Origin of the sequence: Sphingomonas sp. Leaf257, assembly GCF_001422185.1 — a bacterium.
In the GTDB taxonomy this organism is placed as follows: Bacteria; Pseudomonadota; Alphaproteobacteria; order Sphingomonadales; family Sphingomonadaceae; genus Sphingomonas; species Sphingomonas yabuuchiae.
Genome location: NZ_LMMH01000008.1, coordinates 32,608 through 56,480, shown reverse-complemented (window position 1 = coordinate 56,480; position 23,873 = coordinate 32,608). Strand labels below are relative to the sequence as shown.

Below are 23,873 nucleotides of genomic sequence, written 5' to 3'. Positions count from 1 at the left end.
GTGCATCTCGTCTTTCGCGAGAGCCATGGGCTGGAGGAACAGGCCGTTCCACAGGATCTGGGGCAGCGCCCCGGTGACGTGGTCGTGCTGTCCTTCTCCGACAGCGACCTCAGCGCCTTTGCGGCGGGCTGGCGGGCCGGGGGATTCCCCTGGTCGCTGCGGCTCGCCAATCTGGCGGCCTTGGTCCATCCGCTGTCGGTGGACACCTATGTCGAGCAGACGTTGGTGTATGCGAAGGCGATCCTGATCCGGTTGATCGGCGGTGCGGCCTATTGGGAATACGGCCTGCGCGAGGTTGAGCGGCTGGCACGCGAGCGGGGTATCGCGCTGGCGGTGCTGGCAGCGGACGGGCGGGAGGACCGGCGGCTGATGGCGGCGTCGACCGTGGGGGAGGCGGTGGTGCGGCGGTTGACCGCGCTGTGCGATGCGGGCGGGGCGGATGCGGCTGCTCTGGCTTTGCGCGAAATCGTAGCGTTGTCGCCTGCGGCCCTTGCCCCTCCCCAACCCCTCCCCCTGCCGGGAGAGGGGCTTTTGCTCGGCACGACTGCCCCGAGCACGCCCCTCCCGCAGGCGGGAGGGGATGGGGGAGGGCCGTCTCCACAAGTGACGTCGCTCGTGGCCTTGCCCCTCCCCAACCCCTCCCCCTGCCGAGATAGGGGCTTTCAACTGGCCCCCCTCGGAGGTTGGTCCCCGAACGGCCCGGCCTGCCCAGCCGCCACCCTGCTGACCACAACTCGCCCCCGCATCCTCATCACCTTCTACCGCGCCTATCTCGCCGCCGCCGACCTCGAACCCATCGCCGCCCTCCACGCCGCCCTGGCCGAACGCGGCTTCGACCCCGTCGCCCTGTTCATCCCCTCGCTGAAGGCCGAGGGCGCAGGCCCCTGGGTCGCGCGCTGGGTCAAGGCTCTCACCCCCGCCGCGATCCTCAACGCCACCGCCTTCTCGGCACGCGGCGAGGATGACGCCACCCCACTCGACGGCGCGGGCGTGCCGGTGTTCCAGGTCGCGCTCGCCACCAGCGACCGGGCGGGCTGGGAGGGCGCCGCGCGCGGCCTGTCGCCCGCCGACCTCGCCATGCATGTCGTCCTGCCCGAAATCGACGGACGCCTGTTCGCGGGTGTGGTCAGCTTCAAGCAGCCGGGAGAGCGCGACCCCGACTTCGATATCGCGCTGCGCCTCCACCGCGCCGAGCCCGAGCGGATCGCGGCGGTGGCGGACAAGGTGGCGGGCTGGGCGAGGCTGGCGATGACCCCGGCGGCGGAACGGCGGCTGGCCATCCTGCTGTCGACCTATCCGGGCAAGGACTGGCAGGCCGCCCATGCGGTCGGGCTGGACGGCTTCGCCTCGACGGCGGCGATCCTCGCCGATCTGCGCGAGGCGGGTTATGATGTGGAACCGCAGGCCGATCTGCCCGCCGCGCTGCTCGGCAACCGGATCGCCTGGCCCGTCGCCGCCTATCGCGAGGCGATGGCCGCTCTTCCCGAAAGTCTGCGCGCCGACCTTGCCGAAAGCTGGGGCGCGGCGGAAGAAGACCCGCTGGTCGAGGGCGACCAGTTCCAATTCCCCGCCCTCATGCTCGGCAAGGCGATCGTCGCGCTCCAGCCCGAGCGCGGACGACGCGAGGCTCGGGCGGACGAGTATCACGACCTCTCGCGCTGCCCGCGCCATTCCTATGTCGCCTTCTATCTTTGGCTGCGTGCGCAGGGGATCGATGCGCTGGTCCATGTCGGCGCGCATGGCACGCTGGAGTGGCTGCCCGGCAAGGCGGTCGCGCTGTCCGGCGCCTGTTGGCCCGAGGCGCTGACCCGCGACTGGCCGGTCCTCTATCCCTTCATCGTCAACGATCCGGGCGAGGCGGCGCAGGCCAAGCGGCGGCTGGGCGCGGTGACGATCGGCCATGTCCCCCCGGCGCTGGTCCAGGCGGAGACCGGCGCGGGGCTGGGGCGGCTGGAGGCGCTGCTCGACGAATATGCCAATGCCGATGGCCTCGACCCCGCCCGCCGCGATCGGCTGCGCGAGAGCATTGCGGAGGAGGCGGATAGCGTCGGTCTGGGCAAGACGCTGGGATTGGCGGGGGCGGAGGATCCGTTGGCGCGGATCGACGCATTCGTCTGCGACGTGAAGGACAGCCAGTTCGGCAAGGGGCTGCACGTCTTCGGTCGTGGTGAGCAGGGCGTGGCGGAGCGGGCGGGGTTGCTCGCCGGGCTGGATGGAAAGCGCGTTTCGGCGGGGCCTTCGGGTTCGCCCTATCGCGGGCGTGCCGATGTGCTGCCCACGGGGCGCAACCTTTACGCCATCGACCCGCGCGCGGTGCCGAGCCGGGCCGCGCATCTTCAGGGCGTCAAGCTCGCCGAGGAGCTGATCCGCCGCCATATGCAGGAGGAGGGCGATCACCTGCGCACCCTGATCGTCGACCTTTGGGGATCGGCGACGATGCGCACGGCGGGCGAGGAATTCGCCATGGCGCTGCACCTAATCGGGGTCGAGCCGGTCTGGGACCACCGCTCCGAGCGGGTGACGGGGTTCGAGGTGATGCCGCTGATGCGCTTCGACCGGCCGCGCGTCGATGTGACGTTGCGCGTCTCGGGGCTGTTCCGCGACGCCTTTCCGCATCTGGTCGCGCTGTTCGGGCAGGCGGTGCGCGCGCTCGGCCAGCGGGACGAAACGGTCGAATGGAATCCGTTTCTCGGACAGGCGACACCGCACGTCTACGGCCCGGCGCCGGGACGCTATGGCATCGGGCTGGACCCGAATGCGGGCTATGACGAAGCGGCGCGGATCGAGGCGGGGCAGAGCTGGCTCGCCGCTTCGGCGACCGCGCTCGACGATGGCGACCGGCGCGATGCGGAGGGGATCGCGGCGCGGGTGGCGGCGGCGCAGGCGTTCGTCCATCTCCACGACCTGCCCGAAAGCGATTTGCTGCTCGCCGCCGATTATGCCGCGCATCAGGCGGGTTTCGCGGCGGCGCGCGTGGCTTTGGGGGAGGGCGCGGCCTCGCTCTATCATCTCGACACCCGCAACCCCGCCAGCCCCAAGGCGCGGACGCTGGCCGAGGAGATCGCACGCACCGTCCATGCCCGCGCCGCCAACCCGCGCTGGGTCGAGGGGATGATGGTGCATGGTTTCCGGGGTGCGGCGGAGATCGCCGCGACGCTCGACCATCTGGGCAGCTTTGCGCATCTGGCGGAGGCGGTGCCTGCCGCGCTGATCGACCTGTATTGGGATGCGACCTTGGCGCAGGATGCCGTGCGCGACTTCATGGCACAGGCGAACCCGGCGGCATTGAAGGCGATGGAGGCGCGCTTTGCGGCGCTTCATGCCGCGGGGCTGTGGCGGACGCGGCGCAATTCGGTGCTCGCGATGCTGGACGGCGCGGCATGAGCGGTTTCGTGGTCAAGGGCTGGTGCCCCGACGCGTTCCGGCCGATGATGGCGGGCGACGGGCTGCTCGTTCGCGTTCGTCCGCCGCTGGGACGGTTGACGGCGGAACAAGCCGAAGGGTTGTGCGCGGGCGCGATCCGCCACGGCAATGGCCAGATCGACCTGACGGTGCGTGCGAACCTGCAAATCCGGGGTGTGACCGAGGCCGGCTGGCCCACGCTGTTGGCGGAGTTGCAGGCGTTGGGGCTGGTCGATCCCGATCCGGTGTCGGAGGGGCGGGGGGCGATCCTGATCAACCCGGATTGGCGTGAGGGCGACGATAGTCATGCCATCGCCAGCGAATTGCGGGCGCGGCTTGCCGAACTGCCCGAACTGCCGGGCAAGGTGGGCTTTATCATCGATGCGGGACCCTCGCCGATAGTAACGGACGCGCCCGGGGATTTCCGTATCGAGAGGACGGCGACTGGCACCCTGGCGCTGCGTGGGGATGGGCGGTCGAGCGGTGTCGCCGTGACGCGGTCCAACGCGGTCGACGCCCTGATTCGGCTGGCGCACTGGTTCAGCGAAAGCGGCGGCTGCACGGCCGGGCGAATGGCGCGTCACAAGGTGGCCCTGCCCGACTGGGCCGAAGGCGACGCCGTACCCGCATCCGGTAAACCGATGCAGCCGGGCGTGCATCCGATCGGAGCGGTTTATGGGCTGCCCTTCGGCCGGATCGACGCCGCATCACTGGCGGCGTTCGTTCGTTCGCATGGTTGCGCCCTTCGCCTCACCCCTTGGCGGCTGCTGATCGCGGAAGGCGTTACCCCGGCCCCAGCCGCCGACATGCTGCTGGCCGATAGTCCGATCCTGCATGTCGACGCCTGTGTCGGCGCGCCCGCCTGTCCGCAGGCGAGTGTCGAAACGCGTGGGTTGGCTACCCGGCTCGCACCGCTGATCGACGGCCACCTGCACGTCTCGGGTTGCGCGAAGGGCTGCGCGCGGGCACGGACAGCGGACTGGGTGCTGACCGGGCGGGAGGGGGCTTTCGATCTGGCCAGACATGCCCGCGCCGGGGCCGCGCCCCTTCACACCGGATTGACGCCCGAGCGGGCGGTCGCGCTTCTCGGAGCCTGTTGATGCCGTACACTTACGAAACCGATGGCGCGGCGATCTATCGCCAGTCCTTCGCCATCATCCGCGCCGAGGCGGAGCTGGCGCGCTTCGATGCGGAGGAAGAGCCGGTCGCGGTGCGCATGATCCATGCCGCCGGGCTGGTCGAGCTGGCGCCGTCGATCCATTTCTCAGCCGGTTTCGCGGTGGCGGGGCGGCAGGCGCTTGCGAACGGCACGGCGATCCTGTGCGACGCGCATATGGTCAGCGAGGGGGTTACGCGCGCGCGGTTGCCTGCCGACAATCCGGTGATCTGTACGCTGCGCGACCCTGCCGTGCCCGCGCTGGCCAGAGAGATGGGCACGACCCGTTCCGCCGCCGCGCTGGAGCTGTGGCGCCCGCATCTGGCAGGCGCGCTGGTGGCGATCGGCAATGCGCCGACCGCGCTCTTCCATCTGCTGACCATGCTGGAAGACCCCGACTGCCCACGCCCCGCGGCGATCATCGGCTGTCCGGTCGGCTTCGTCGGCGCGATGGAGTCGAAGGACGCGCTCTGGGAGGCGCAGCCTGTCCCGTGCGCCATCGTGAAGGGCCGCCCCGGCGGCAGCGCGATCACGGTGGCGGCGATCAACGCGCTGGCGAGCCGCGCCGAATGACGGGAACCGTTCACGGCGTGGGCCTGGGGCCGGGCGCGGCGGACCTGATGAGCGTGCGCGCCGACCGGCTGGTGCGCGGGGCGCGGCATGTCGCCTATTTCCGCAAGGCCGGACGGCGCGGCCATGCGCGCACCATCGTCGACGGGATGCTCCGCGACGACGTGATCGAATATCCGATGGACTATCCGGTCACGACCGAGATCCTGTTCACCGATCCGCGCTACAATGAATGCCTGTCGGCCTTTTACGCGGAGTGCACCGCGCATATCCTCTCACTGGTGCAGGGCGGCGAGGATGTGGTGGTGCTGTGCGAGGGTGACCCGTTCTTCTACGGCTCGTTTATGCACCTGCACAGCCGGTTGAAGGACCACGCCCCCGTTGCGGTCGTGCCCGGCATCACCGGCATGTCGGGCGCCTGGACCGCCAGCGGCGCGCCGATCACCTGGGGCGACGATGTGCTGACCATCGCGATGGCGACCCTGCCCGAGCCGGAGCTGACCCGCCGCATCGCCGAGACTGACGCGCTGGTCGTGATGAAGATCGGCCGCCACTTGCCCAAGCTGCGCCGCGCGATCGCGGCGGCGGGGCGGACCGAGCAGGCCTGGCTGGTCGAACATGCCGCCCAGGCCGGAGAGCGCGTGCGCCGACTGGCAGAGGTGGAGGATACTCCCGCCCCCTATTTCTCGATCGCGCTGATCCACGGACAGGGGCGGCGGCCATGAGCGGCTGGCTGATCGTCGTCGGACTGGGGCCGGGCGCGGAGGCGATGGTCACGCCCGAGGTGTCGGCGGCGCTCGCCGAGGCGACCGATGTCGTCGGCTATATCCCTTACGTCGCGCGCGTGCCCGAGCGGCCCGGCCTGACCCGTCATGCTAGCGACAACCGGGTCGAGCGAGACCGTGCGCTCCATGCGCTGGAGATGGCGGAGGCGGGCTGCCGCGTCGTCGTCGTATCCTCGGGCGATCCGGGGGTGTTCGCGATGGCGGCGGCGATCTTCGAGCGGGTCGAGGAAGATGCGGGACGCTGGCACGATCTCGACATCCGCGTCCTGCCCGGCATCACCGCGATGCTGGCGGCAAGCGCGCGGGCGGGCGCGCCGCTGGGGCATGATTTCTGCGCGATCAACCTGTCGGATAATCTCAAGCCGCAGGCACTGATCGAGCGGCGGCTGGCGCTGGCGGCGGAGGCGGATTTCGCCATCGCGCTCTACAATCCCCGGTCCAAGGCGCGGCCCGATGCGCTGGACGCGGCCTTTGCGCTGCTGCGCGAGACATGCGGCGACGACCGCCCGGTGCTGTTCGCCCGCGCCGTTTCCACATCCGAGGAGCATTTGCGCATCGTGCCGCTTCTGGAAGCGCGCGGCGACATGGCCGATATGCGCACCGTCGTCATCATCGGCTCCAGCCGCACGCGGATGATCCCGCATGCGGGCCGACCGATCCTCTACACCCCCCGGACGACGCCGTGATCCAGCCAGTCGAGCACGGCGGCGACGCTGCCCACTTGCGGGCGGGGCGGGATGAAGGGGCGGTCGACCATCACCACCGGCAGCCCGAGTTCGCGGGCCGCGTCGAGTTTCGCCCGCGCGCCGGAGCCTCCGGCGTTCTTGGCGACCACTATCTGAATCCGGTGCTCGCGCAGCAGGGCCAGTTCGCCCGCCAGCGTGAAGGGACCGCGATCGACCACCAGTCGGTGGTTTGGAAAACCGGTAGGCTCCGCCGCATCGACGAAGCGCAACAGGTAGAAATGCTGCGCAGCATGCGTGAAGTCCCCGATCGTCTGGCGACCAAGCGCCAGGAAGACACGCGTCGGTTCGGTGTCGAGTGCGGTCACCGCTTCGCCGGTGTTGGCCGCGCGCGTCCAGCGGTCGCCGGGACCCTCCACCCATTCGGGCCGGGTCAACGCGAGAAGGGGTACACCTGCCAACTCCGCCGCCGCAATCGCATTGGCGCTGATCCGCGCGGCGAAGGGATGGGTGGCGTCGACCAGATGGGTGACGCCTTCGCGGTGCATATGGTCGGCCAGCCCCTCGACACCGCCGAATCCGCCCACGCGCGTCGGGATTGCCTGCGCGCGCGGCGCTTCGGTTCGGCCCGCATAGCTGAGCACCGCGCGCTCGCCGCGCTCCGCCAGCGCGGTGGCCAGCGCGCTCGCCTCGGTGGTGCCGCCGAGCAGAAGGATATGGCGCATGGCTGACTCCCAGGCGTGGCTGACGATCGTCGGGATCGGCGAGGATGGCTGGGACGGCCTGACCGCCCCCGCGCGCGCCGCGATCCTGGCCGCCGATAGCGTGATGGGCGCGCCGCGTCACCTGTCGCTGCTGGCCGAGCAGGGCGGGGCGGAGCGGATCGTCTGGCCCGTTCCCTTTGCCGATGGCGTTCCCATGCTGCTGGAGCGGAAGGCTGAGCGGGTGGTGATGCTCGCCTCGGGCGATCCCTTCTGGTTCGGGGCGGGGTCGGTGGTGACCCGCCATCTGGAGCCGGGCGAGTGGGTTGCCTATCCGGCACCGTCCACCCTGTCGCTGGCGGCGGCGCGGCTGGGCTGGCCGGTCGAGACGATCCACAGCGTCGGACTGCACGCGCGGCCCGTCGACACGCTGCGCCCGCATCTGGCGCCGGGGCAACGGATACTGGCGCTGATGCGCGATGGAGCCTCGGTGACGGGGCTGGCCGCATGGCTGGCCGAGCAGGGGTTCGGCGAGAGCAAGCTGACCGTGCTGGAGGCGCTGGGCGGACCGCGCGAGCGGGTGCGGGTCTGCACGGCGGACGCGCTCGACTGGACTGATATCGCCCACCCGGTCGCGGTGGCGATCGAACCTGCCGGGTCGGGCCGTATCCTGCCGCAGGCGAGCGGCCTGGACGACGACTGGTTCGCGCATGACGGACAGATCACCAAGCGTCCCGTCCGCGCGCTGGCGCTCGCGGCGCTCGCCCCACGACCCGGCGAATTGCTGTGGGACATCGGCACGGGCTCGGGCTCGGTCGCGATCGAATGGCTGCTGAGCGACCCGACCACCCGCGCGATCGGGTTCGAGCGTGATCCGGCGCGTCTGGCCCGTGCCGCCGACAATGCCGCGCGGCTGGGTCTGGCACGGCTGGAACTGGTCGAAGGCGATGCGGTGGCCGAACTGGCCGAGCGTCCGCATCCCGATGCGGTGTTCGTCGGCGGCGGCCTGTCGCGGCCGCTGGTCGAGTCGCTGCGGACGTTGCCCCGCTGTCGCCTCGTCGCACACGCCGTCACGCTGGAGACCGAGGCTCTGCTGGCCGAATGCCATGCCCGCTATGGCGGCGAATTGCTGCGTATCGAACTGGCGCGTGCACGACCGCTCGGCACCAAGCGGGGGTGGAAGGCGAGCTATCCCATCGTTCAGTGGCGGGTCGCATGGTGATCGCGGGGTTCGGATGCCGGGCGGAGGCGACTATCGAGTCCTTCCGCAGCGCGCTGGCCGCAACAGGTATGCGCCCCGACGCGCTGGCCGTGCCCGCTGACCGGGCAGGGGTGATCGCGCCCTTTGCCGAAGCCGAGGGGCTGGCCGTCCACCCCGTCGCCGCCGAACTGCTGTCGGGCATCGATACCCCGACGCGCTCGACCGTCAGTCTGGCCGCGCGCGGGGTCGGCAGCGTCGCCGAAGCCGCAGCACTTGCCGCCGCCGGACTGGCGGCGCGGATCGTGGTGCCTCGTGTAATGTCCTCCGACCGCATGGCGACCTGCGCCATCGCCCAGGGAACTGAAGAATGACCGTTCACTTCATCGGCGCCGGACCCGGTGCCCCCGACCTGCTGACCCTGCGGGGCCGCGATCTGATCGCCGCCTGCCCGGTCTGCCTCTATGCCGGATCGCTGGTGCCGGAGGCGGTGCTGGCGCATTGCCCGCCGGATGCGAAAATCGTGAACACCGCGCCGATGACGCTCGACGAGATCATGGCCGAGATTGCGGACGCCCATGGCAAGGGCCAGGACTTGGCGCGGCTCCATTCGGGCGACCTGTCGGTCTGGTCGGCGATGGGTGAGCAGGTACGGCGTTTGCGCGAACTGGGCATCCCCGTCTCGGTGACGCCGGGTGTGCCGTCCTTCGCAGCGGCGGCGGCGGTGCTGGAGAGCGAGCTGACCCTGCCCGGCATCGCGCAATCGGTGATCCTGACCCGCACCCCCGGCCGCGCCAGCGCCATGCCGGAGGGTGAGTCGCTGACCGCCTTCGCCGCGACCGGCGCGACGCTGGCCATCCATCTGTCGATCCACAATCTGGACAAGGTGGTGGCCGACCTGACCCCGCATTATGGCGCCGACTGCCCGGTCGCGATCGTCTGGCGCGCCAGCTGGCCCGAGCAGCGTATCGTCCGCGCGACGCTATCGACCATTGCGGAGGCCGCCGCCGATGGGCCGGAGCGAACCGCGCTGATCCTGGTCGGCCGGGTGCTCGATCAGAGCGATTTCGCAGAGAGCCGCTTATATGCGGAGGGTTATGACCGCCGCTATCGTCCCGGGAACAGCGTAGAATGACACCGGGTCTGATGATCGCCGCGCCCGCCTCGGGCACGGGCAAGACGACGGTGATGCTGGGCCTGCTCCGCGCGTTTCGCGACGCGGGGCTGGCCGTGCAGCCGTTCAAGAGCGGCCCCGACTATATCGACCCCGCCTTCCACCGTGCGGCCTGCGGGCGGGCGTCGTTCAACCTCGACGGCTGGGCGATGCCGGCGACGCTGCTCGATACGCTGGGGCAGCGCGGGGCGGATGCCGAGCTGGTGCTGGCGGAAGGTTCGATGGGCTTGTTCGACGGCGTCGCCAGGCCGGGCGCAACCGGCATGGGCAGCAGTGCCGAGACGGCCAGGCGCATGGGCTGGCCGGTGATCCTGGTCATCGACGTATCGGGACAGGCGCAATCGGCGGCGGCGACCGCGCTGGGCTTCGCGCGCTACGACCCCGAATTGCGGGTGGCGGGCGTCATTCTCAACCGGGTGGCGAGCCCGCGTCACGAGCGGCTGGCCAAGCTGGGGTTCGAGGAGATCGGCCTGCCGGTCTTCGGCGCGCTGCCCCGGCGCGGCGACCTGGTGCTGCCCGAGCGGCATCTGGGGCTGGTGCAGGCGGTCGAGCATCCCGAACTCGACCGGCTGATCGGCGACTATGCGGCGTTTCTGGCGGCGCATGTCGATCTGGAGGCGGTCCGCGCGGCGGCCTATGCCAAGCCCGTCACGCCCGCCTCCGGCACGCTCCCCCCACCGCCCGCGCAGCGGATCGCGCTGGCGCAGGATGCGGCCTTTTCCTTTGTCTATCCGCATATGCTGGAGGGCTGGCGCGCGGATGGCGCGGAGATATTGCCCTTCTCGCCGCTTGCGGACGAGGCCCCCGATGCCTCGGCCGATCTGGTCTGGCTTCCCGGCGGCTATCCCGAGCTTCATGCCGGAAGGCTGGCGGCGGCGGAGACGTTCCGGGCCGGTCTCGCCGCCCATGCCGCGACCAAGCCGATCCATGGCGAGTGCGGCGGCTATATGGCGCTGGGCGAGGCGCTGATCGATGCGGAGGGTGTCAGCCACCGTATGGCCGGTCTGCTCGGCCTCGTGACCAGCTATGCCAAGCGCAAGATGCATCTCGGCTATCGCCGCGCGACTTTGCTCGGCGAGGTGGCCGGGATGCCCGAGGGGGCGGTGCTGGGCGGGCATGAGTTTCATTATTCGACCGTGCTCGAACAGCCCGATGCAGCCCTTGCCCATGTCGTGGATGCGCAAGGTGAGGCGGTGCCCGAAACCGGATCGCGGCGGGGGGCCGTGACCGGCACTTTCTTCCATCTGGTGGCGCGCTGGTGGTGATTGGGGTGGTGATTGGGTTCGTCTCCCTTGTCGGCGCGGGGCCGGGTGATCCGGAGCTGCTGACGCTGAAGGCGGTGCGCTGTCTGGGCGCGGCCGATGTCGTGTTGTTCGACGATCTCGCCGCCGGGCCGATGCTGGGCCATTGCCGCGCCGACGCCGAACTGATCGCGGTCGGCAAGCGTGCGGGCCGTGCCTCGCCCAAACAGGGCGAGATCGACCGGCTGCTGGTCGACCATGCGCTGAGCGGCAAGCGCGTCGTCCGGCTGAAGTCCGGCGATCCGGGTATCTTCGGGCGGCTGGAGGAAGAGATCATCGCCCTGAAGGCCGCCGCCATTCCCTTCGAGATCGTCCCCGGCGTCAGCACGGCGAGCGCGGCGGCGGCGGCGGCGGGCCTGCCGCTGACCCGGCGGTCCGAGGCGCGACGGGTGCAGTTCGTGACCGGCCATGACGTCACCGGCGCGCTGCCCGCCGACCGCAACATGGCGGCGCTGGCGGATGCGGGCGCGACAACCGTGGTGTTCATGCCGAAGCGGACATTCCCTGCGCTGGTCGAGGCGCTGGTCGCGCATGGCCTGTCGCCGAAGACCCCCGCGCTGATGGCCGAGCATGTCGGCTGCCCCGACCAGCGGCTGACCCGCGCGACGATCGGTGCGCTGGCCGCGCAACTGGCGCAAGGCGTGTCGGACAAGGCCGCGCTGATCCTCTACGGCCCGCTGATGGAGGATCTGTGATCCATCTCGACCTGATCGGCATCGGCACGGGCAACCCCGATCACCTGACCCGCGCGGCGGAGACGGCGATGCGGAGCGCCGACCTGATTCTGCTGCCGCGCAAGGAAGACAAGGCCGAGCTGATCGACCTGCGCCGCGACATCTGTGCGCAGGTGCTGGCGGGCACAAGCGTGCGGGTGGTCGAGTTCGACCTGCCGGTCCGCGCCGCCGAGGGGGCGTATCTCGATACGGTCGAGCTTTGGCACGACGCGATCGCCGAACGCTGGGCGGCGGAGATCGCGGCGCATCTGCCGCGCGGCGGGCGGGTGGCGCTGCTCGTTTGGGGCGATCCGTCGCTTTACGACAGCACGATCCGCATCGCGCGGCGGCTGGTCGCGGTGGAGCGGGTCACGGTGGTGCCGGGGATCACCAGCCTGCAACTGCTCTGCGCCGCGCACGCCATTCCGTTCAACGCGGTCGGCGCGCCGGTGATGGTGACGACCGGGCGGCGCCTGCGCGAGGGCGGCTGGCCCGAGGGCGCGGACAGCGTGGCGGTGATGCTCGACGGCGGATGCGCGTTCACCACGCTGGATCAGTCGGACGCGGTGATCTGGTGGGGGGCGTATCTGGGGATGGCGCAGGAGGCGGTCGAGGCCGGGCGGCTGGCCGATGTGGCGGAGCGGATCGTCGCGCGCCGGGCGGAGCTGCGCCGGGTCCATGGGTGGATCATGGATGTGTATCTGCTGCGGCGGGGTGGGGATTTGGTGGGGGAGGAGGCGTGATAGAGCCCGTCGTTCTACCACGCACCGCTCCCCTCCCGCAGGCGAGTTGCGGGTCGGCCATGCCCCCGGCATGGCCTGAACGATGCGGGGCATCGTTCACCCGCAACTGGGCTGGGGGAGGGCCTCGCCCCAAGCCGTGTCGCCCGTGGCTTAGCCCCCACCCCAAACCCCTCCCCCCTGCCGGGAGGAGGGGCTTAGAACTCGATCCCCTTTTGCGCCTTTACGCCCTGTTCGCGGAAGGGATGCTTCACCTGCGTCATGTCCGTCACCAGATCCGCCGCCTCGATCAGCGCGTCCGGCGCATTCCGGCCGGTAATGACGACATGCGTCATCGCGCCCTTGGCGCTCAGCACGTCCAGCACCTCGTCCACCGGCAGATAGTCGTAGCGAAGTACGATGTTCAGTTCGTCCGCGACGATCAGGTCGTAGGCCGGGTCGGCGATCATGCGCTTGACCTCTTCCCACGCACCCCGTGCGGTGGCGATGTCGCGGCTGCGGTCCTGGGTGTTCCAGGTGAAGCCTTCGCCCATGGCGTGGAAATCCACTTCGGGAAAGCGCGCCAGCACCGCCGCCTCGCCGGTGGTCATCGCGCCCTTCACGAACTGGACCATGCCGACGCGCATGCCGTGGCCGACCGCGCGGAGGACCATGCCGAGCGCGGCGGTCGTCTTGCCCTTGCCCTTGCCGGTATGGACGATGATCAGGCCCTTTTCGGCATCGCGGGCGGCGACCTTGCTGTCCTGCGCGGCTTTCTTCTTGGCCATGCGCTCGGCATGTTCGGCGTCGGTTCGCATCATTTCTCTCCTGAAAGCCGCAAGGGAAGCCCCGCCACCACCAGATCGGTCGCATCGCACACCCGCGCGAGCCGCTGGTTGAGCGTGCCTTGCGCATCCCGGAAGCGCCGGGCCAGCGCATTGTCGGGGACGATGCCGAAGCCGACCTCGTTGCTGACCAGCACCACCGGGCCGGGCGCGCTTGCCAGCGCCGCGACCAGCGCATCGCCCGCCGCCGCCAGGTCTTCTTCGCCGAGCAGCAGGTTGGTCAGCCAGAGCGTCAGGCAGTCGACCAGCAGCACCCGGTCGGACCGGCTATGCTCGGCGACCGCTTCCGGCAGGGCCATGGGCGCTTCGACGGTCATCCAGCGTTCGTCGCGATCGGCCTGGTGCCGGGCGATCCGGTCGCGCATCTCGTTGTCCCAAGCCTGCGCGGTCGCGATGAAGCAGCCGGTGGGCGTCATCGCTTCGGCCAGCGCCTGCGCATGGCGGCTCTTGCCCGACCGGGCGCCGCCGAGGACCAACAGGGTGCGGGGCTTCGTCATGCCGGTCCGCATCGCGGGAGCGGGCCGATGACGCAAGCCCAAATGGCGGCGCTGACCCATCATGGCGGCCGGATCGATGCGGCCAGGGCGCTGTTCCCGAACGCGCCCTGGCCGTGGCTGGATCTGTCGACAGGGATCAACCCGGTGCCCTGGACCCCTCCTGAGGGGCTGGAGGTCGATCCCGCCCCCTTGCCGGATCGCAGCGCGCTGGCCCGTCTGGAAGCACAGGCGGCGGCGCATTTTGGTATCGCGGCGGAGCGGGTGGCGGCGGTACCGGGCAGCGAGATGGCGCTTCGCCTGTTGCCGCTGCTGGGCGTGCCGCAGCCGATCGTCGCGGTTCGCCCGAGCTATGGCACCCACGGCGCGGTCGCCTCTGCGCGGGTCGATCAGTCCGCGCTGGACGATTGGGCGGGGCGGGCGGGCAGCCTGCTGATCGCCAATCCCAACAATCCCGATGGCGTCTATCGCTCACCCGAGCGATTGGCCCGGCTGGCGGCGGCGCAAGCGCAGGCGGGGGGCTGGCTGATCCTGGACGAGGCCTTTGCCGATGCGATGCCGGGAAGCGGCTTCGACGGCGGCGACCAGGTCGTGGTGCTGCGGTCGTTCGGCAAGTTCTTCGGACTGGCCGGGGTGCGGCTGGGCTTCGTCATGGCCGCGCCGGAGATATTGGCCCGGCTGCGCAATCTGCTGGGGGATTGGCCGGTATCGGCGCATGCGATCAGCTGGGGCAGCGCGGCCTATGCCGATCGCGCATGGATCGCGGCGACCCGGATCGCTTTGGTCGAACGGGCGGCGGCGTTGGATGCGGTGCTGGCGCGTCATGGCCTGATCGCGCGCGGAGCCTGTCCGCTGTTCCGCATGGTCGAGACACCGGAGGCGGCCGTCATCTTCCAGCGATTGGCAGCGGCGGGCATATTGATCCGGCCCTTTGCCGATGCGCCGGAACGACTGCGCTTCGGCGTGCCTGCTGTGGCCGCGGATTTTGAACGATTGGATGAGGCGTTGCGGCATGGCTGATCCGGTGGCGTTGGTGGCGCTGGCGCTCGATGCCACGATCGGCTGGCCGGACCGGCTTTATGCGCGCGTCGGCCATCCAGTGGGGGCGTTTGCACGGTTCCTGAATCTGGCCGAACGGCTGGGCAATTCGCCCAGGCGGTCCGAGGGCGTTCGGCGGGGCCTGGGTGTCGTGACCATGATCCTCCTGATCGCCCTGACCGGCGGGATGGCATGGGGCCTCGACCATGCGGCGCATATGTGGCTCGGCCGCTGGGGCTGGATCGCCAGCGCCGTGCTGGCCTGGCCCGCCCTCGCGCAGCGGAGCCTGTATGTCCATGTCCGGCCCGTGGCCGACGCGTTGCTGCGCGGTGACCTGCCCGCCGCGCGAGCGCTGGTCGCGCGGGTGGTAGGACGCGATACCGGGCGGCTGGACCAGGCGGGCGTATCGCGCGCCGCGATCGAGACGCTGGCGGAGAGCTTCTGCGACGGCATCGTCGCGCCGCTCTTCTGGCTGCTGCTGCTCGGGCTGCCGGGGGTGTGGATGTATAAGGCGATCAACACCGCCGACAGCATCATCGGGCATAAGGAACCGCGCTGGCGGGCGTTCGGCTGGGCGGCGGCGCGGATCGATGACGGGGCGAACTGGGTGCCTGCGCAAATCGCCGGGTTGCTGGTCTGCCTGGCGGGCGCGGGCGGCTGGGCGGTGATGAAGCGCGACGCGCGCGCCCATGCCTCACCCAATGCGGGCTGGCCCGAGGCGGCGATGGCGGGCGCGTTGGGCGTCGCGCTGGCCGGGCCCGTCGCCTATGACGGCGTGACCCAGATCAAGCCTTGGATCGGACGCGAAGGGCGGGCCGCTTCGCCAAAGGACATCGTGACCGCCCTGCAAATCTATGCACGCGCCTGCCTGCTGCTCTGGGTGATCGCGGGGAGTGTCGCATGGCTGGCGTGATGATCCAGGGCACCGGCTCGGACGTGGGCAAGTCGGTGCTGGTGGCGGGGCTGTGCCGCGCCTTCGCCAATCGCGGGCTGCGCGTTCGTCCCTTCAAGCCGCAGAATATGAGCAACAACGCCGCAGCCACGCCCGATGGCGGCGAGATCGGACGGGCGCAGGCGACCCAGGCGATGGCGGCGCGGGTGCCCGCCCATGTCGACATGAACCCGGTGCTGCTGAAGCCGCAGGGCGACCGCACCTCGCAACTGATCGTCCGCGGACAGGTGCGGGGGATGCTGCCCGCGTCCAAGTGGCGCGAGGGGCGGATCGGGCTGCTCCCCGAGGTGGTCGATTGCTATCGCCGCCTGGAGGCGCAGTGCGATCTCGTGATCGTCGAGGGAGCCGGGTCGCCCGCCGAGGTCAACCTGCGCAGCGGCGACATCGCCAATATGGGCTTTGCCCGCGCGGCGAATGTGCCGGTGGTGCTGGCGGGCGATATCGACAGGGGCGGGGTGATCGCGTCCCTGGTCGGCACCAAGGCGGTGATCGCGCCTGAGGATGCCGCGATGATCCGGGGCTTTCTAGTCAACAAGTTTCGCGGCGATCCGGCGCTGTTCGCCGATGGCATGGGCGTGATCGCCGAGCATACCGGCTGGCACTCGCTGGGCTTGATCCCCTGGCTGGCGGACGCCACGCGACTGCCCAGCGAGGATGCGGTCGTTCTGGAGCAGAGCCGTACGGGCGCCGGGGGGCGGGTGGTCATCGCCTGTCCGATCACGCCGCGCATCGCCAATTTCGACGATCTCGATCCGCTGCGCCTGGAACCGCAGGTCGATCTGGTCATGGTCCGCCCCGGCGAGCCGATCCCCGACGCCGCGATGATCGTGCTGGCGGGATCGAAGGCGACCATCGCCGACCTGGCCTTTATCCGCGAGCAGGGTTGGGACATCGACATCGCCGCGCATGTCCGGCGCGGGCGGCCGGTGCTGGGCTTGTGCGGCGGATATCAGATGCTGGGCCGCTCGGTCGCCGACCCGGACGGGATCGAAGGGCCTGCGGGACGTGTCGCAGGGCTGGGGCTGCTCGACGTGGAGACCGTGCTCACCGGCGAGAAGACCGTGCGGCCGGTGACGGGCGAGGCGCTTGGCGCGTCCTTCTCGGGTTATGAAATCCATCTCGGGCGCACCAGCGGCCCCGATACCGCGCGTCCGGTCGGCCATCTCGCCGATGGCCGGGCGGAGGGGGCGATCCGCGCCGATGGGCTGGTGGCGGGCAGCTATGTCCATGGCCTGCTTGGGCAGGCGGGGCAGCGTGCGGCGTGGCTGGCGCGGATCGGCGTGGCGGGGCAGGGGCCGGATCACCGCGCCGATGTCGACGCCGCGCTCGACGCCATCGCCGCCGTGCTGGAGGCGCATGTCGATTGCGACGCGCTGCTGCGGATCGCTCAGGGCAGGGCGTAGAGGACGGCGGCGAGGAGCAGCGCGGTTTCGGTCAACTCGATCCCTGCGCCATGCACGTCGCCCGTCACCCCGCCCAGCTTGCGCCGGAACCAGAGCGACAGCGCCAGGATGATGAGTGGTGCGGTCGCGAGCGGCGGATAGGACAGGCTCAGCGCTAGGCCTGCGAGTATCCAGCCGATCATGTCGACCGGCCGCACCGCGCGGGCGACCATCGCGCCCAGCCCTCCGGGGCGTAAGGGCGTCAACAGTCGCGCCCAGACCAGCGGCCCGACCCGCGCCGCCGCCGGGATCAGCGCGACCATCGGCCATGCCTTGGGGGGAAAGGCATGAAGCAGCACCAGCTTGGCGGTCAACTGCATTGCCAGCGCGACCACACCGAAGCTGCCGATATGCGGATCGGCCATTACCGCCAGCAAGCGCGACCGATCGCCATGCGACGCGCCCAGCCCGTCAGACAGGTCGGCCAGCCCATCCAGATGCAGCGCCCCCGTCGCCCAGACCCAGGCGACCAATGCCGCCAGCGCGCCCGTCCACGGGTCGATGCGCACACCCAGCCAGCCCGCACCCGCGACGATCACCCCGATGACCAGCCCCGCCACCGGGTAGAGCCGGATGGCCCGTGCGAAATCCGCTTCGTCCGCCTCGACGCGCGGCATGGGCAAGCGGGTCAGGAAGCCCAGCGCGACGATCAGCGCCTTCATGCCGTCGCCAGCCCTGTCACCTGCGCGCTGCGCGGCGTGCCGTCCCACACCTCCAGCGTGACCAGCGCGGCATAGGGCAGCGCGAACGACCATGTCGCGCGCAGGTCGAACCCGCACAGGACATGCAACGCCGCGCGGATCGCGCCGCCATGGGTGACGACCAGGGTCGGCTCGGGGGACAGATCGGCGATGGCGCTTCGCACACGGGCGACCAGATCGGACCAACGCTCGCCACCCGGTGGCGGGGCGGCATCGGGATCGTCCCAGAAGCGGGCCAGCGCTTCCGGCTCGATGTCCCCCGCCGCCAGTCCGTCCCAGTCCCCGAAATCCAGTTCCCGCCAGCGCGGATCGACCTCGGTCGGACCAATCGCCTCGGCACAGGCGCGCGCGCGCGACAGGTCGGAGGCGATGCGGCGGGCGACGTCCAGCCCATCCGCCCGCGCAACGCAGGCCGCGATGCCCCCGGCCGTGGCAGGGCTGTCGGTGCGGCCCAGCATCCGCCCCGTCAGCTCGGGCTCGCCGTGACGGAGCAGATGCAGGCGAAAGCCGGTCACGCGCCCGCGATGCCCGCCTCGGCAAAGGTCGCCATGCCGTCATGCGCCACGATCGCGGAACGGATGACCTGCACCGCGACCGCCGCGCCGCTCGCCTCGCCCAGCCGCATGCCCAGCGACAGGATCGGCTCCAGCCCCAGCCGGGCGAGCAGCAGGACATGGCCCGGCTCGGCCGAACAATGGCCCGACAGGCAATGTGCGCTGATCGCCGGATTGGCATGGGCCAGCGGCGCGATGGCGGCGGTGCCGATAAAGCCGTCGAGCACGACCGGAATCCGCTTGTGCCGCGCGGCCAGCACCGCGCCCGCCATCGCCGCGATCTCGCGCCCGCCCAGGCGGCGCAGGATTTCGAAGGCGCTGGTCAGATGCTCGCGGTGCAGTGCGAGGCCCTCGGCCACTACCGCCGCCTTGCGCTGAACGCCCTGCGCATCGACCCCCGTGCCCGGCCCGACCCACAGGGCCGGGCCGCCCCCGAAACTGGCGGCGGCAAGCGCGGCGGCGGCGGTGCTGTTGCCGATCCCCATCTCGCCCAGCACGAGAAGGTCGGCATCGCCCACCGCCTCGGCCCCGGCGGACAGCGCGCTCAGGCACTCTTCCTCGGTCATCGCGGGAGCGGTCGTGAAGTCGGCGGTCGGTCGGTCGAGGTCGAGCGGCACCACCGCCAGTTCCAACCCTGCCGCCGCCGCCAGCGCGTTGATCGCGGCCCCTCCGGCGGCGAAATTGGCGACCATCAGCTCCGTCACCTCGGCCGGAAAGGCGCTGACCCCGCGCGCGGTGACGCCGTGATTGCCCGCGAAGATGACCACGCGGCCGCGCTCGATCCGCGGCCGCTCGACGCCCTGCCATCCGGCGAGGAAGATCGCGATATCCTCCAGGCGGCCCAGCGAACCCGGCGGCTTGGTCAACTGGCCCTGTCTCGCGGTGGCGGCGGCGCGGGCCTGGTCATCGGCCCGGGGCAGGGTGGCGAGTGCCGTCTCGAACGCGGCGATATCAGGGAAAGCGGTCATTCGACGACATATCCTTCGGGGGGCGTGCGGGTGAGGAAATGGCCTTTCACCCCTTGCGGCCATTGCTTGTAGGGCACCTGGCCCCAGTCGCTGTCGGCATAGGCGCGGGCATAGTCCAATATGGCGCGCGCGGCGTCGTCATCGGGGGTGAACTTGCCCATGACGTATCCGACCTTGCCGGGGCAGCGCAGATGGACGGTGCAGAAGGACTGGCAGGCGAAGAGACAGGGCATCTCCTCGACCGCGACCTCGGCATAAGCAGGGTCGGACGCCTGCACCCGGCGCAACGCCTCGACCAGCAGCGCGCCGCCGCGCTGGCCCTGGTCGTTTTCGCGCGCCTCGTCGGATAGGCGGCAGGTGTTGCAGGCGACCACGGCGGGGCCGTTCGCGGCGGGCTTCAGCATGAAAAAGGCTCGTACATCGGGCAAGTCTCCAAAGGCGCTGTCGCCGCGCGAGGGGAAAGCCCCGTTCCGTCCGGTACACCCTGACCAGCCGAAGGACGACCACGACGGGCAGGTCTCCTGGCTCGCGGGTCGGGGCCGGTCCGCCGCCTTCTCGGGGATTACCCCAATGGCGTCGTGGCGGGCGGCTCGCCGCTTACAGTTGCAGGGGCAGCCGGGGTGTCGCACCCCATTCCCTTTTCATCCTCTTTCAAGGAACCTGTCGCGAAGGCGGCGATAGGCGGGCAGGGGCCGGGTGGCAAGCGTCGTGCCCTCGTCCGTCGGCGTTGCGGTGACTATATGGGGGAACCCCTGACCCCATCGGTGAGTCCCTGTCGCATGACCCAGAACGCCACCACCCGCACCGAAACCGATTCGATCGGCCCCATCGAAGTCCCCGCCAGCGCCTATTGGGGCGCGCAGACCGAGCGCAGCCTGGAGAATTTTCCTTTCGGCACGTGCGAGCAGATGCCGATCAGTATCGTCCATGCGCTCGCCATCGTGAAGAAGGCGGCGGCGCGGATTAATCGTGGCCATGGCTTGGCGGCGGACAAGGCCGATGCGATCGAGGCGGCGGCGCAGGAAGTGATCGACGGGCGCCATGACGAGCAGTTCCCGCTCGTCATCTGGCAGACCGGCTCCGGCACCCAGTCCAACATGAACGCGAACGAGGTGATTGCGGGCCGCGCCAACGAGATGCTGACCGGTACGCGCGGCGGCAAGTCGCCGGTCCATCCCAATGACGATGTGAATCGCGGCCAGTCGTCCAACGACACTTTCCCGACCGCACTCCACGTCGCCGCCGCGATTGCCGTGACGAGGCAGCTTTTCCCCGCGCTCGACCGGCTCCACGCCGCGCTGGAGGCCAAGGCGGAGGAATGGGATTCGATCGTCAAGATCGGCCGCACCCATTTGCAGGACGCGACCCCGCTGACCCTGGGCCAGGAATTCTCCGGTTACGTCCAGCAACTCGCCAATGCCCGCGACCGGATCGAGGGGACGCTCCACCGCAATATCCTGCCGCTTGCACAGGGAGGGACGGCGGTCGGCACCGGGCTGAACGCGCCGAACGGCTTTGCCGAGGCGATCGCGGCGGAGATCGCCGAGGCGACCGGTCTCGATTTCGTGACGGCGCCCAACAAGTTCGAGGCGCTGGCCAGCAATGACGGGCTGGTCGACCTGCATGGGACGCTGAATGTCCTGGCGGTGGCGCTGACCAAGATCGCCAACGACATCCGTTTGCTGGGCTCCGGTCCGCGCTCGGGGTTGGGCGAGCTGGAACTGCCCGCCAATGAGCCGGGCAGCTCGATCATGCCGGGCAAGGTCAATCCGACCCAGTGCGAGATGCTGACCATGGTCGCCGCGCAGGTGATCGGCAACAATGCCGCCGTCACGGTCGGCGGGCTTCAGGGGCATCTGGAACTCAATGTCTTCAAGCCGCTGATCGGGGCGAACGTGCTGCGCTCGATCCACTTGCTGTCGGTCGGCATGGAGAGTTTCGCCGAGCGGACGGTCGAGGGGATGACGGTCAATCGCGACCGGATCACCGAGTTGCTCGACCGCTCGCTGATGCTGGTGACGGCGCTGGCGCCCGAGATCGGTTACGACAATGCCGCCAAGATTGCCAAGCACGCGCATCAGAAGGGGCAGACGCTGAAGGAGGCCGGGCTGGAACTGGGCTTTGTCGACGAAGAAACCTTCAATCGGGTTGTGCGGCCGGAGTTGATGCTGGGGCGGTGAGGGATTCCCTTGGGCTTCGACTTCGCTCAGCCTGAACGGCGGTTGGGACGGGATATAAACATCCGTTCAGCCTGAGCGAAGTCGAAGGCCACGCCCCAGCGCCTACCCCCGATCCCACCCCTTGGCCGGATAGGCAGGCAAGGCGATCCGATACCGGATCGCCGCCCCGCGCAAGACGAACCCGGCCAGCGCCGCGATCGGCCCGGCGCCGGGCACTCCCAATTGCATCAGGATCACATAGCTGGTCGAGGACAGCGCCGCCGCCGTCACGTACAGTTCCGGCCGCATCAGGATCGACGGTTCGCCCGCGATCACGTCGCGGATGATGCCGCCGACACAGGCCGACACCACGCCCAGCATCGCCGCCGGGATGGGGGTGATGCCATAGCCGCTCGCCTTGGCCGCGCCGTACACGGCATAGGCCGCCAGCCCCACCGCGTCGAACCAGTCGAGCGCGCTGCCCCGCCACCAGCGCGCAGGTGTCGCCCAGACCGCGACCGCCGCGATCAGGCAGACAAGCGGCACGCGGGCGTCGTGCACCCAGAAGACCGGCGCATCGATCAGCAGGTCGCGCAGCGTCCCCCCGCCGACCCCGGTGATCAGCGCGAAGAAGACCAGCGTGACCATCGTCTGGCGGTGCTTGGCCGCGACCAGCGCGCCCGACACGGCGAACACGGCCAGCCCTGCCAGGTCGAGCCAGGGCATCACGGCGGGCAGCATGGCGGTAGGTTGAGGCAGCATCATGGGCGACCCTAGAGCGGCCCTTTGCGGGGGGAAAGGGCGGCGCGAGGATGAACGTGACGTTATCTCCCGTTCATGCAACGGACGGTAGAAGTAAGACGTTACGGCGTCAGATCAATTTGAAAGGAAGTTTGTGATGCGGAAATTGATGCTTGCCCTGGGTTGCACCGCCATGGTCGTCCCCACGCTGGTCCTGCCGGTGACCGCCGCCGACGCGCAGCGCCGCTACAAGTATCGCGAATGGCGCGATGACCGTGGCCGCGTCCGCTGCCGCAAGCCGGACGGCACGACGGGTCTGGTCGTCGGTGGCGTCGCGGGTGCGCTGCTGGGCCGCACGATCGATACGCGCGGCGACCGCACGCTGGGTACGCTGGGCGGTGCCGCCGTCGGCGCGCTCGCCGGTCGCGAGATCGAGCGCGGCACGAGCAACCGCCGCTGCCGCTGAATCGGCTTTCCCCCTGGCGGGAAAACAGGGGGCGTCACCTTCGGGTGGCGCCCTTTTTTGTTTGAAAAATCAAACAGATGATTCTGTCTCAATAGTGAACGCCAAGTAGTTTTCGGTTCACGCAACAAGCGGGATAAGTGCGGGTTCTTCCTCCCATCATCAACGGGAGTTCGAGTATGCGTATTGCTCTGTTGACGGCGACGATAGCCGCCACCGCCTTTTCCGCCATCCCTGCCGAGGCGCAGCGGAACGGCTGGGAAGCCCGTCAGGAATATCGCGAAGACGTGCGCGATGCCCGCCGCGACTATAATCGCGACGTCCGCCGCGCCGATTCCCAGCGCGACGTCCGCGAGGCCCGCCGCGAATATCGCGAGGATATCCGCGATGCCCGCAAGGATTACCGGCGCGACATGCGCAACGTCCGCTGGCGCAACTACGACTATAACCGCTTCGAGCCGGGCCAGCGCGGTTACTATCCCGAGCGCTATTATCGCGACGGCCGCTATTATCAGCCGCGCGCGCTCGGTCGGAACGACCGCATCTATCGCGGCATGAACGGTCGCTATTACTGCCGCCGCAATGACGGCACGACCGGTCTGGTCATCGGTGGCCTAGCGGGTGGCGCGCTGGGCAATGTGATCGCGGGCGGCCGTTCGCGCCTGCTGGGCACGGTGATCGGGGCCGGCGGCGGCGCGCTGCTCGGCCAGCAGATCGACCGCGGCCAAGTTCGCTGCCGCTAATCGGCGGACGGCGTAAAGGACGGCCCGGCGGGGAGACCTGCCGGGCCGTTCGTCGTTCAGATGAAGCCGCCGCCCAGCATCAGGCGAAGACCGAAGATCAGGATGAGGATCAGGTTCAGATTGCGCCCCGTATTGCGCGACGACAGCGCCCCCACGGCCGCGCCGACGATCGCGATGGGGATCACGAACCAGTAACCCCAGGCGAAAAAGGGCAGGAAGGGCACGATCCCGAGCAGAAGCGCGACCAGGCCGATGACGATCGAGAACAGGTTCAGCATGGCGTCCAAGATGGCGTGGAGGGGCCCGGTCTACAAGCGCGGCCGTCCATATCCTGTCATGATGGGGTACGGTGGTAAAAAGTTGGCCATGCG

At 69.9% G+C, this 23,873-nt stretch carries 26 protein-coding genes and 1 riboswitch; of the genes, 17 read left to right on the top strand and 9 right to left on the bottom strand.

Annotation, left to right across the window (positions count from 1 at the left end):
• The 5 genes from cobN to cobJ are packed head-to-tail and all read left to right on the top strand — an operon-like array spanning nucleotide 1 to nucleotide 6,599.
• Nucleotides 1–3,384, top strand: coding sequence for a cobaltochelatase subunit CobN (gene cobN / locus ASF14_RS06915; RefSeq protein WP_056433404.1), 3,384 nt, complete (start codon nucleotides 1–3; stop codon nucleotides 3,382–3,384).
• Entirely contained in the window at nucleotides 3,381–4,502 is a 1,122-nt protein-coding gene (locus tag ASF14_RS06910) for a cobalamin biosynthesis protein CobG (protein WP_056433450.1), read from the top strand. The genes cobN and ASF14_RS06910 overlap by 4 nt, the downstream gene beginning before the upstream one ends.
• A complete protein-coding gene (locus ASF14_RS06905; RefSeq protein ID WP_056433402.1) occupies nucleotides 4,502–5,131 on the top strand; it encodes a precorrin-8X methylmutase in 630 nt (209 codons plus the stop codon). The genes ASF14_RS06910 and ASF14_RS06905 overlap by 1 nt, the downstream gene beginning before the upstream one ends.
• Nucleotides 5,128–5,853 (top strand): precorrin-2 C(20)-methyltransferase, encoded by a 726-nt coding sequence (gene cobI / locus ASF14_RS06900; protein ID WP_056433399.1) that lies wholly within the window; start codon nucleotides 5,128–5,130, stop codon nucleotides 5,851–5,853. Before ASF14_RS06905 ends, cobI begins: the two co-directional genes overlap by 4 nt.
• Nucleotides 5,850–6,599 (top strand): precorrin-3B C(17)-methyltransferase, encoded by a 750-nt coding sequence (gene cobJ / locus ASF14_RS06895; protein ID WP_056433395.1) that lies wholly within the window; start codon nucleotides 5,850–5,852, stop codon nucleotides 6,597–6,599. Before cobI ends, cobJ begins: the two co-directional genes overlap by 4 nt.
• Here cobJ and ASF14_RS06890 read toward each other — a convergent pair.
• Nucleotides 6,575–7,321 (bottom strand): cobalt-precorrin-6A reductase, encoded by a 747-nt coding sequence (locus ASF14_RS06890; protein WP_056433393.1) that lies wholly within the window; start codon nucleotides 7,319–7,321, stop codon nucleotides 6,575–6,577. The two genes, cobJ and ASF14_RS06890, sit on opposite strands and share 25 nt — an antisense overlap.
• On the opposite strand from ASF14_RS06890, the gene ASF14_RS06885 reads away from it, so the two are divergent.
• The 6 genes from ASF14_RS06885 to cobF are packed head-to-tail and all read left to right on the top strand — an operon-like array spanning nucleotide 7,320 to nucleotide 12,426.
• Entirely contained in the window at nucleotides 7,320–8,519 is a 1,200-nt protein-coding gene (locus tag ASF14_RS06885; protein WP_056433389.1) for a bifunctional cobalt-precorrin-7 (C(5))-methyltransferase/cobalt-precorrin-6B (C(15))-methyltransferase, read from the top strand. The two genes, ASF14_RS06890 and ASF14_RS06885, sit on opposite strands and share 2 nt — an antisense overlap.
• Entirely contained in the window at nucleotides 8,513–8,869 is a 357-nt protein-coding gene (locus tag ASF14_RS06880; RefSeq protein ID WP_056433386.1) for a cobalamin biosynthesis protein, read from the top strand. The genes ASF14_RS06885 and ASF14_RS06880 overlap by 7 nt, the downstream gene beginning before the upstream one ends.
• The gene (gene cobM, locus ASF14_RS06875) at nucleotides 8,866–9,630 is read left to right on the top strand and encodes a precorrin-4 C(11)-methyltransferase (protein ID WP_056433383.1); all 765 of its coding nucleotides are present in this window, start codon (nucleotides 8,866–8,868) and stop codon (nucleotides 9,628–9,630) included. Before ASF14_RS06880 ends, cobM begins: the two co-directional genes overlap by 4 nt.
• Entirely contained in the window at nucleotides 9,627–10,934 is a 1,308-nt protein-coding gene (locus ASF14_RS06870) for a cobyrinate a,c-diamide synthase (protein ID WP_056433380.1), read from the top strand. Before cobM ends, ASF14_RS06870 begins: the two co-directional genes overlap by 4 nt.
• Nucleotides 10,928–11,665: a uroporphyrinogen-III C-methyltransferase gene (cobA, locus tag ASF14_RS06865; protein ID WP_236696966.1), complete on the top strand. Its 738-nt coding sequence runs from the start codon at nucleotides 10,928–10,930 to the stop codon at nucleotides 11,663–11,665. Before ASF14_RS06870 ends, cobA begins: the two co-directional genes overlap by 7 nt.
• The gene (gene cobF / locus ASF14_RS06860; RefSeq protein ID WP_056433375.1) at nucleotides 11,662–12,426 is read left to right on the top strand and encodes a precorrin-6A synthase (deacetylating); all 765 of its coding nucleotides are present in this window, start codon (nucleotides 11,662–11,664) and stop codon (nucleotides 12,424–12,426) included. The genes cobA and cobF overlap by 4 nt, the downstream gene beginning before the upstream one ends.
• A gap of 194 nt (nucleotides 12,427–12,620) precedes the next feature.
• Here the strand turns inward: cobF and cobO are convergent, their stop codons facing one another.
• Entirely contained in the window at nucleotides 12,621–13,220 is a 600-nt protein-coding gene (cobO, locus tag ASF14_RS06855) for a cob(I)yrinic acid a,c-diamide adenosyltransferase (protein ID WP_443025766.1), read from the bottom strand.
• Nucleotides 13,220–13,744: a bifunctional adenosylcobinamide kinase/adenosylcobinamide-phosphate guanylyltransferase gene (gene cobU / locus ASF14_RS06850; RefSeq protein WP_056433446.1), complete on the bottom strand. Its 525-nt coding sequence runs from the start codon at nucleotides 13,742–13,744 to the stop codon at nucleotides 13,220–13,222. Before cobU ends, cobO begins: the two co-directional genes overlap by 1 nt.
• A 27-nt stretch (nucleotides 13,745–13,771) precedes the next feature.
• On the opposite strand from cobU, the gene ASF14_RS06845 reads away from it, so the two are divergent.
• From ASF14_RS06845 to ASF14_RS06835, 3 genes are read left to right on the top strand one after another with little or no spacing between them, the layout of a single operon-like run.
• Nucleotides 13,772–14,761: an aminotransferase class I/II-fold pyridoxal phosphate-dependent enzyme gene (locus tag ASF14_RS06845; protein WP_082442122.1), complete on the top strand. Its 990-nt coding sequence runs from the start codon at nucleotides 13,772–13,774 to the stop codon at nucleotides 14,759–14,761.
• Nucleotides 14,754–15,692 (top strand): adenosylcobinamide-phosphate synthase CbiB, encoded by a 939-nt coding sequence (gene cbiB / locus ASF14_RS06840; RefSeq protein ID WP_056433369.1) that lies wholly within the window; start codon nucleotides 14,754–14,756, stop codon nucleotides 15,690–15,692. Before ASF14_RS06845 ends, cbiB begins: the two co-directional genes overlap by 8 nt.
• Nucleotides 15,680–17,134 (top strand): cobyric acid synthase, encoded by a 1,455-nt coding sequence (locus tag ASF14_RS06835; RefSeq protein ID WP_056433366.1) that lies wholly within the window; start codon nucleotides 15,680–15,682, stop codon nucleotides 17,132–17,134. The genes cbiB and ASF14_RS06835 overlap by 13 nt, the downstream gene beginning before the upstream one ends.
• On the opposite strand, the gene cobS is transcribed toward ASF14_RS06835, so the two are convergent.
• From cobS to ASF14_RS06815, 4 genes are read right to left on the bottom strand one after another with little or no spacing between them, the layout of a single operon-like run.
• Complete coding sequence (cobS, locus tag ASF14_RS06830) at nucleotides 17,119–17,835, bottom strand: adenosylcobinamide-GDP ribazoletransferase (RefSeq protein ID WP_056433363.1); 717 nt, start codon at nucleotides 17,833–17,835, stop codon at nucleotides 17,119–17,121. The two genes, ASF14_RS06835 and cobS, sit on opposite strands and share 16 nt — an antisense overlap.
• The gene (locus tag ASF14_RS06825) at nucleotides 17,832–18,389 is read right to left on the bottom strand and encodes a histidine phosphatase family protein (RefSeq protein ID WP_056433359.1); all 558 of its coding nucleotides are present in this window, start codon (nucleotides 18,387–18,389) and stop codon (nucleotides 17,832–17,834) included. Before ASF14_RS06825 ends, cobS begins: the two co-directional genes overlap by 4 nt.
• A complete protein-coding gene (gene cobT, locus ASF14_RS06820; protein WP_056433355.1) occupies nucleotides 18,386–19,396 on the bottom strand; it encodes a nicotinate-nucleotide--dimethylbenzimidazole phosphoribosyltransferase in 1,011 nt (336 codons plus the stop codon). Before cobT ends, ASF14_RS06825 begins: the two co-directional genes overlap by 4 nt.
• Nucleotides 19,393–19,800, bottom strand: coding sequence for a DUF1636 domain-containing protein (locus ASF14_RS06815; protein ID WP_056433352.1), 408 nt, complete (start codon nucleotides 19,798–19,800; stop codon nucleotides 19,393–19,395). Before ASF14_RS06815 ends, cobT begins: the two co-directional genes overlap by 4 nt.
• A gap of 90 nt (nucleotides 19,801–19,890) precedes the next feature.
• Nucleotides 19,891–20,075, bottom strand: a riboswitch (cobalamin riboswitch).
• Nucleotides 20,076–20,175: 100 nt separating this feature from the next.
• Here ASF14_RS06815 and fumC point away from each other — a divergent pair.
• Nucleotides 20,176–21,576 (top strand): class II fumarate hydratase, encoded by a 1,401-nt coding sequence (gene fumC, locus ASF14_RS06810; protein ID WP_056433351.1) that lies wholly within the window; start codon nucleotides 20,176–20,178, stop codon nucleotides 21,574–21,576.
• 102 nt (nucleotides 21,577–21,678) lie between these two features.
• Here fumC and ASF14_RS06805 read toward each other — a convergent pair whose 3' ends face one another.
• Nucleotides 21,679–22,317 carry a trimeric intracellular cation channel family protein gene (locus ASF14_RS06805; protein WP_076717207.1) on the bottom strand — a complete coding sequence of 213 codons (639 nt, stop codon included), beginning with the start codon at nucleotides 22,315–22,317 and terminating at the stop codon, nucleotides 21,679–21,681.
• A 136-nt stretch (nucleotides 22,318–22,453) separates the two neighbouring features.
• Between ASF14_RS06805 and ASF14_RS06800 the strand changes: the two genes are divergently transcribed.
• Together ASF14_RS06800 and ASF14_RS06795 are read left to right on the top strand one after the other, a co-directional pair.
• Nucleotides 22,454–22,762 carry a glycine zipper 2TM domain-containing protein gene (locus tag ASF14_RS06800; RefSeq protein WP_042484532.1) on the top strand — a complete coding sequence of 103 codons (309 nt, stop codon included), beginning with the start codon at nucleotides 22,454–22,456 and terminating at the stop codon, nucleotides 22,760–22,762.
• Between the two features lie 176 nt (nucleotides 22,763–22,938).
• On the top strand, nucleotides 22,939–23,502 hold the full coding sequence (locus ASF14_RS06795; RefSeq protein ID WP_056433345.1) for a glycine zipper 2TM domain-containing protein: 564 nt from the start codon (nucleotides 22,939–22,941) through the stop codon (nucleotides 23,500–23,502).
• Nucleotides 23,503–23,558: 56 nt separating this feature from the next.
• On the opposite strand, the gene ASF14_RS06790 is transcribed toward ASF14_RS06795, so the two are convergent.
• Nucleotides 23,559–23,780, bottom strand: a complete 222-nt coding sequence (locus ASF14_RS06790) for a hypothetical protein (RefSeq protein ID WP_056433343.1) — start codon at nucleotides 23,778–23,780, stop codon at nucleotides 23,559–23,561.
• Nucleotides 23,781–23,873: the final 93 nt, after the last annotated feature.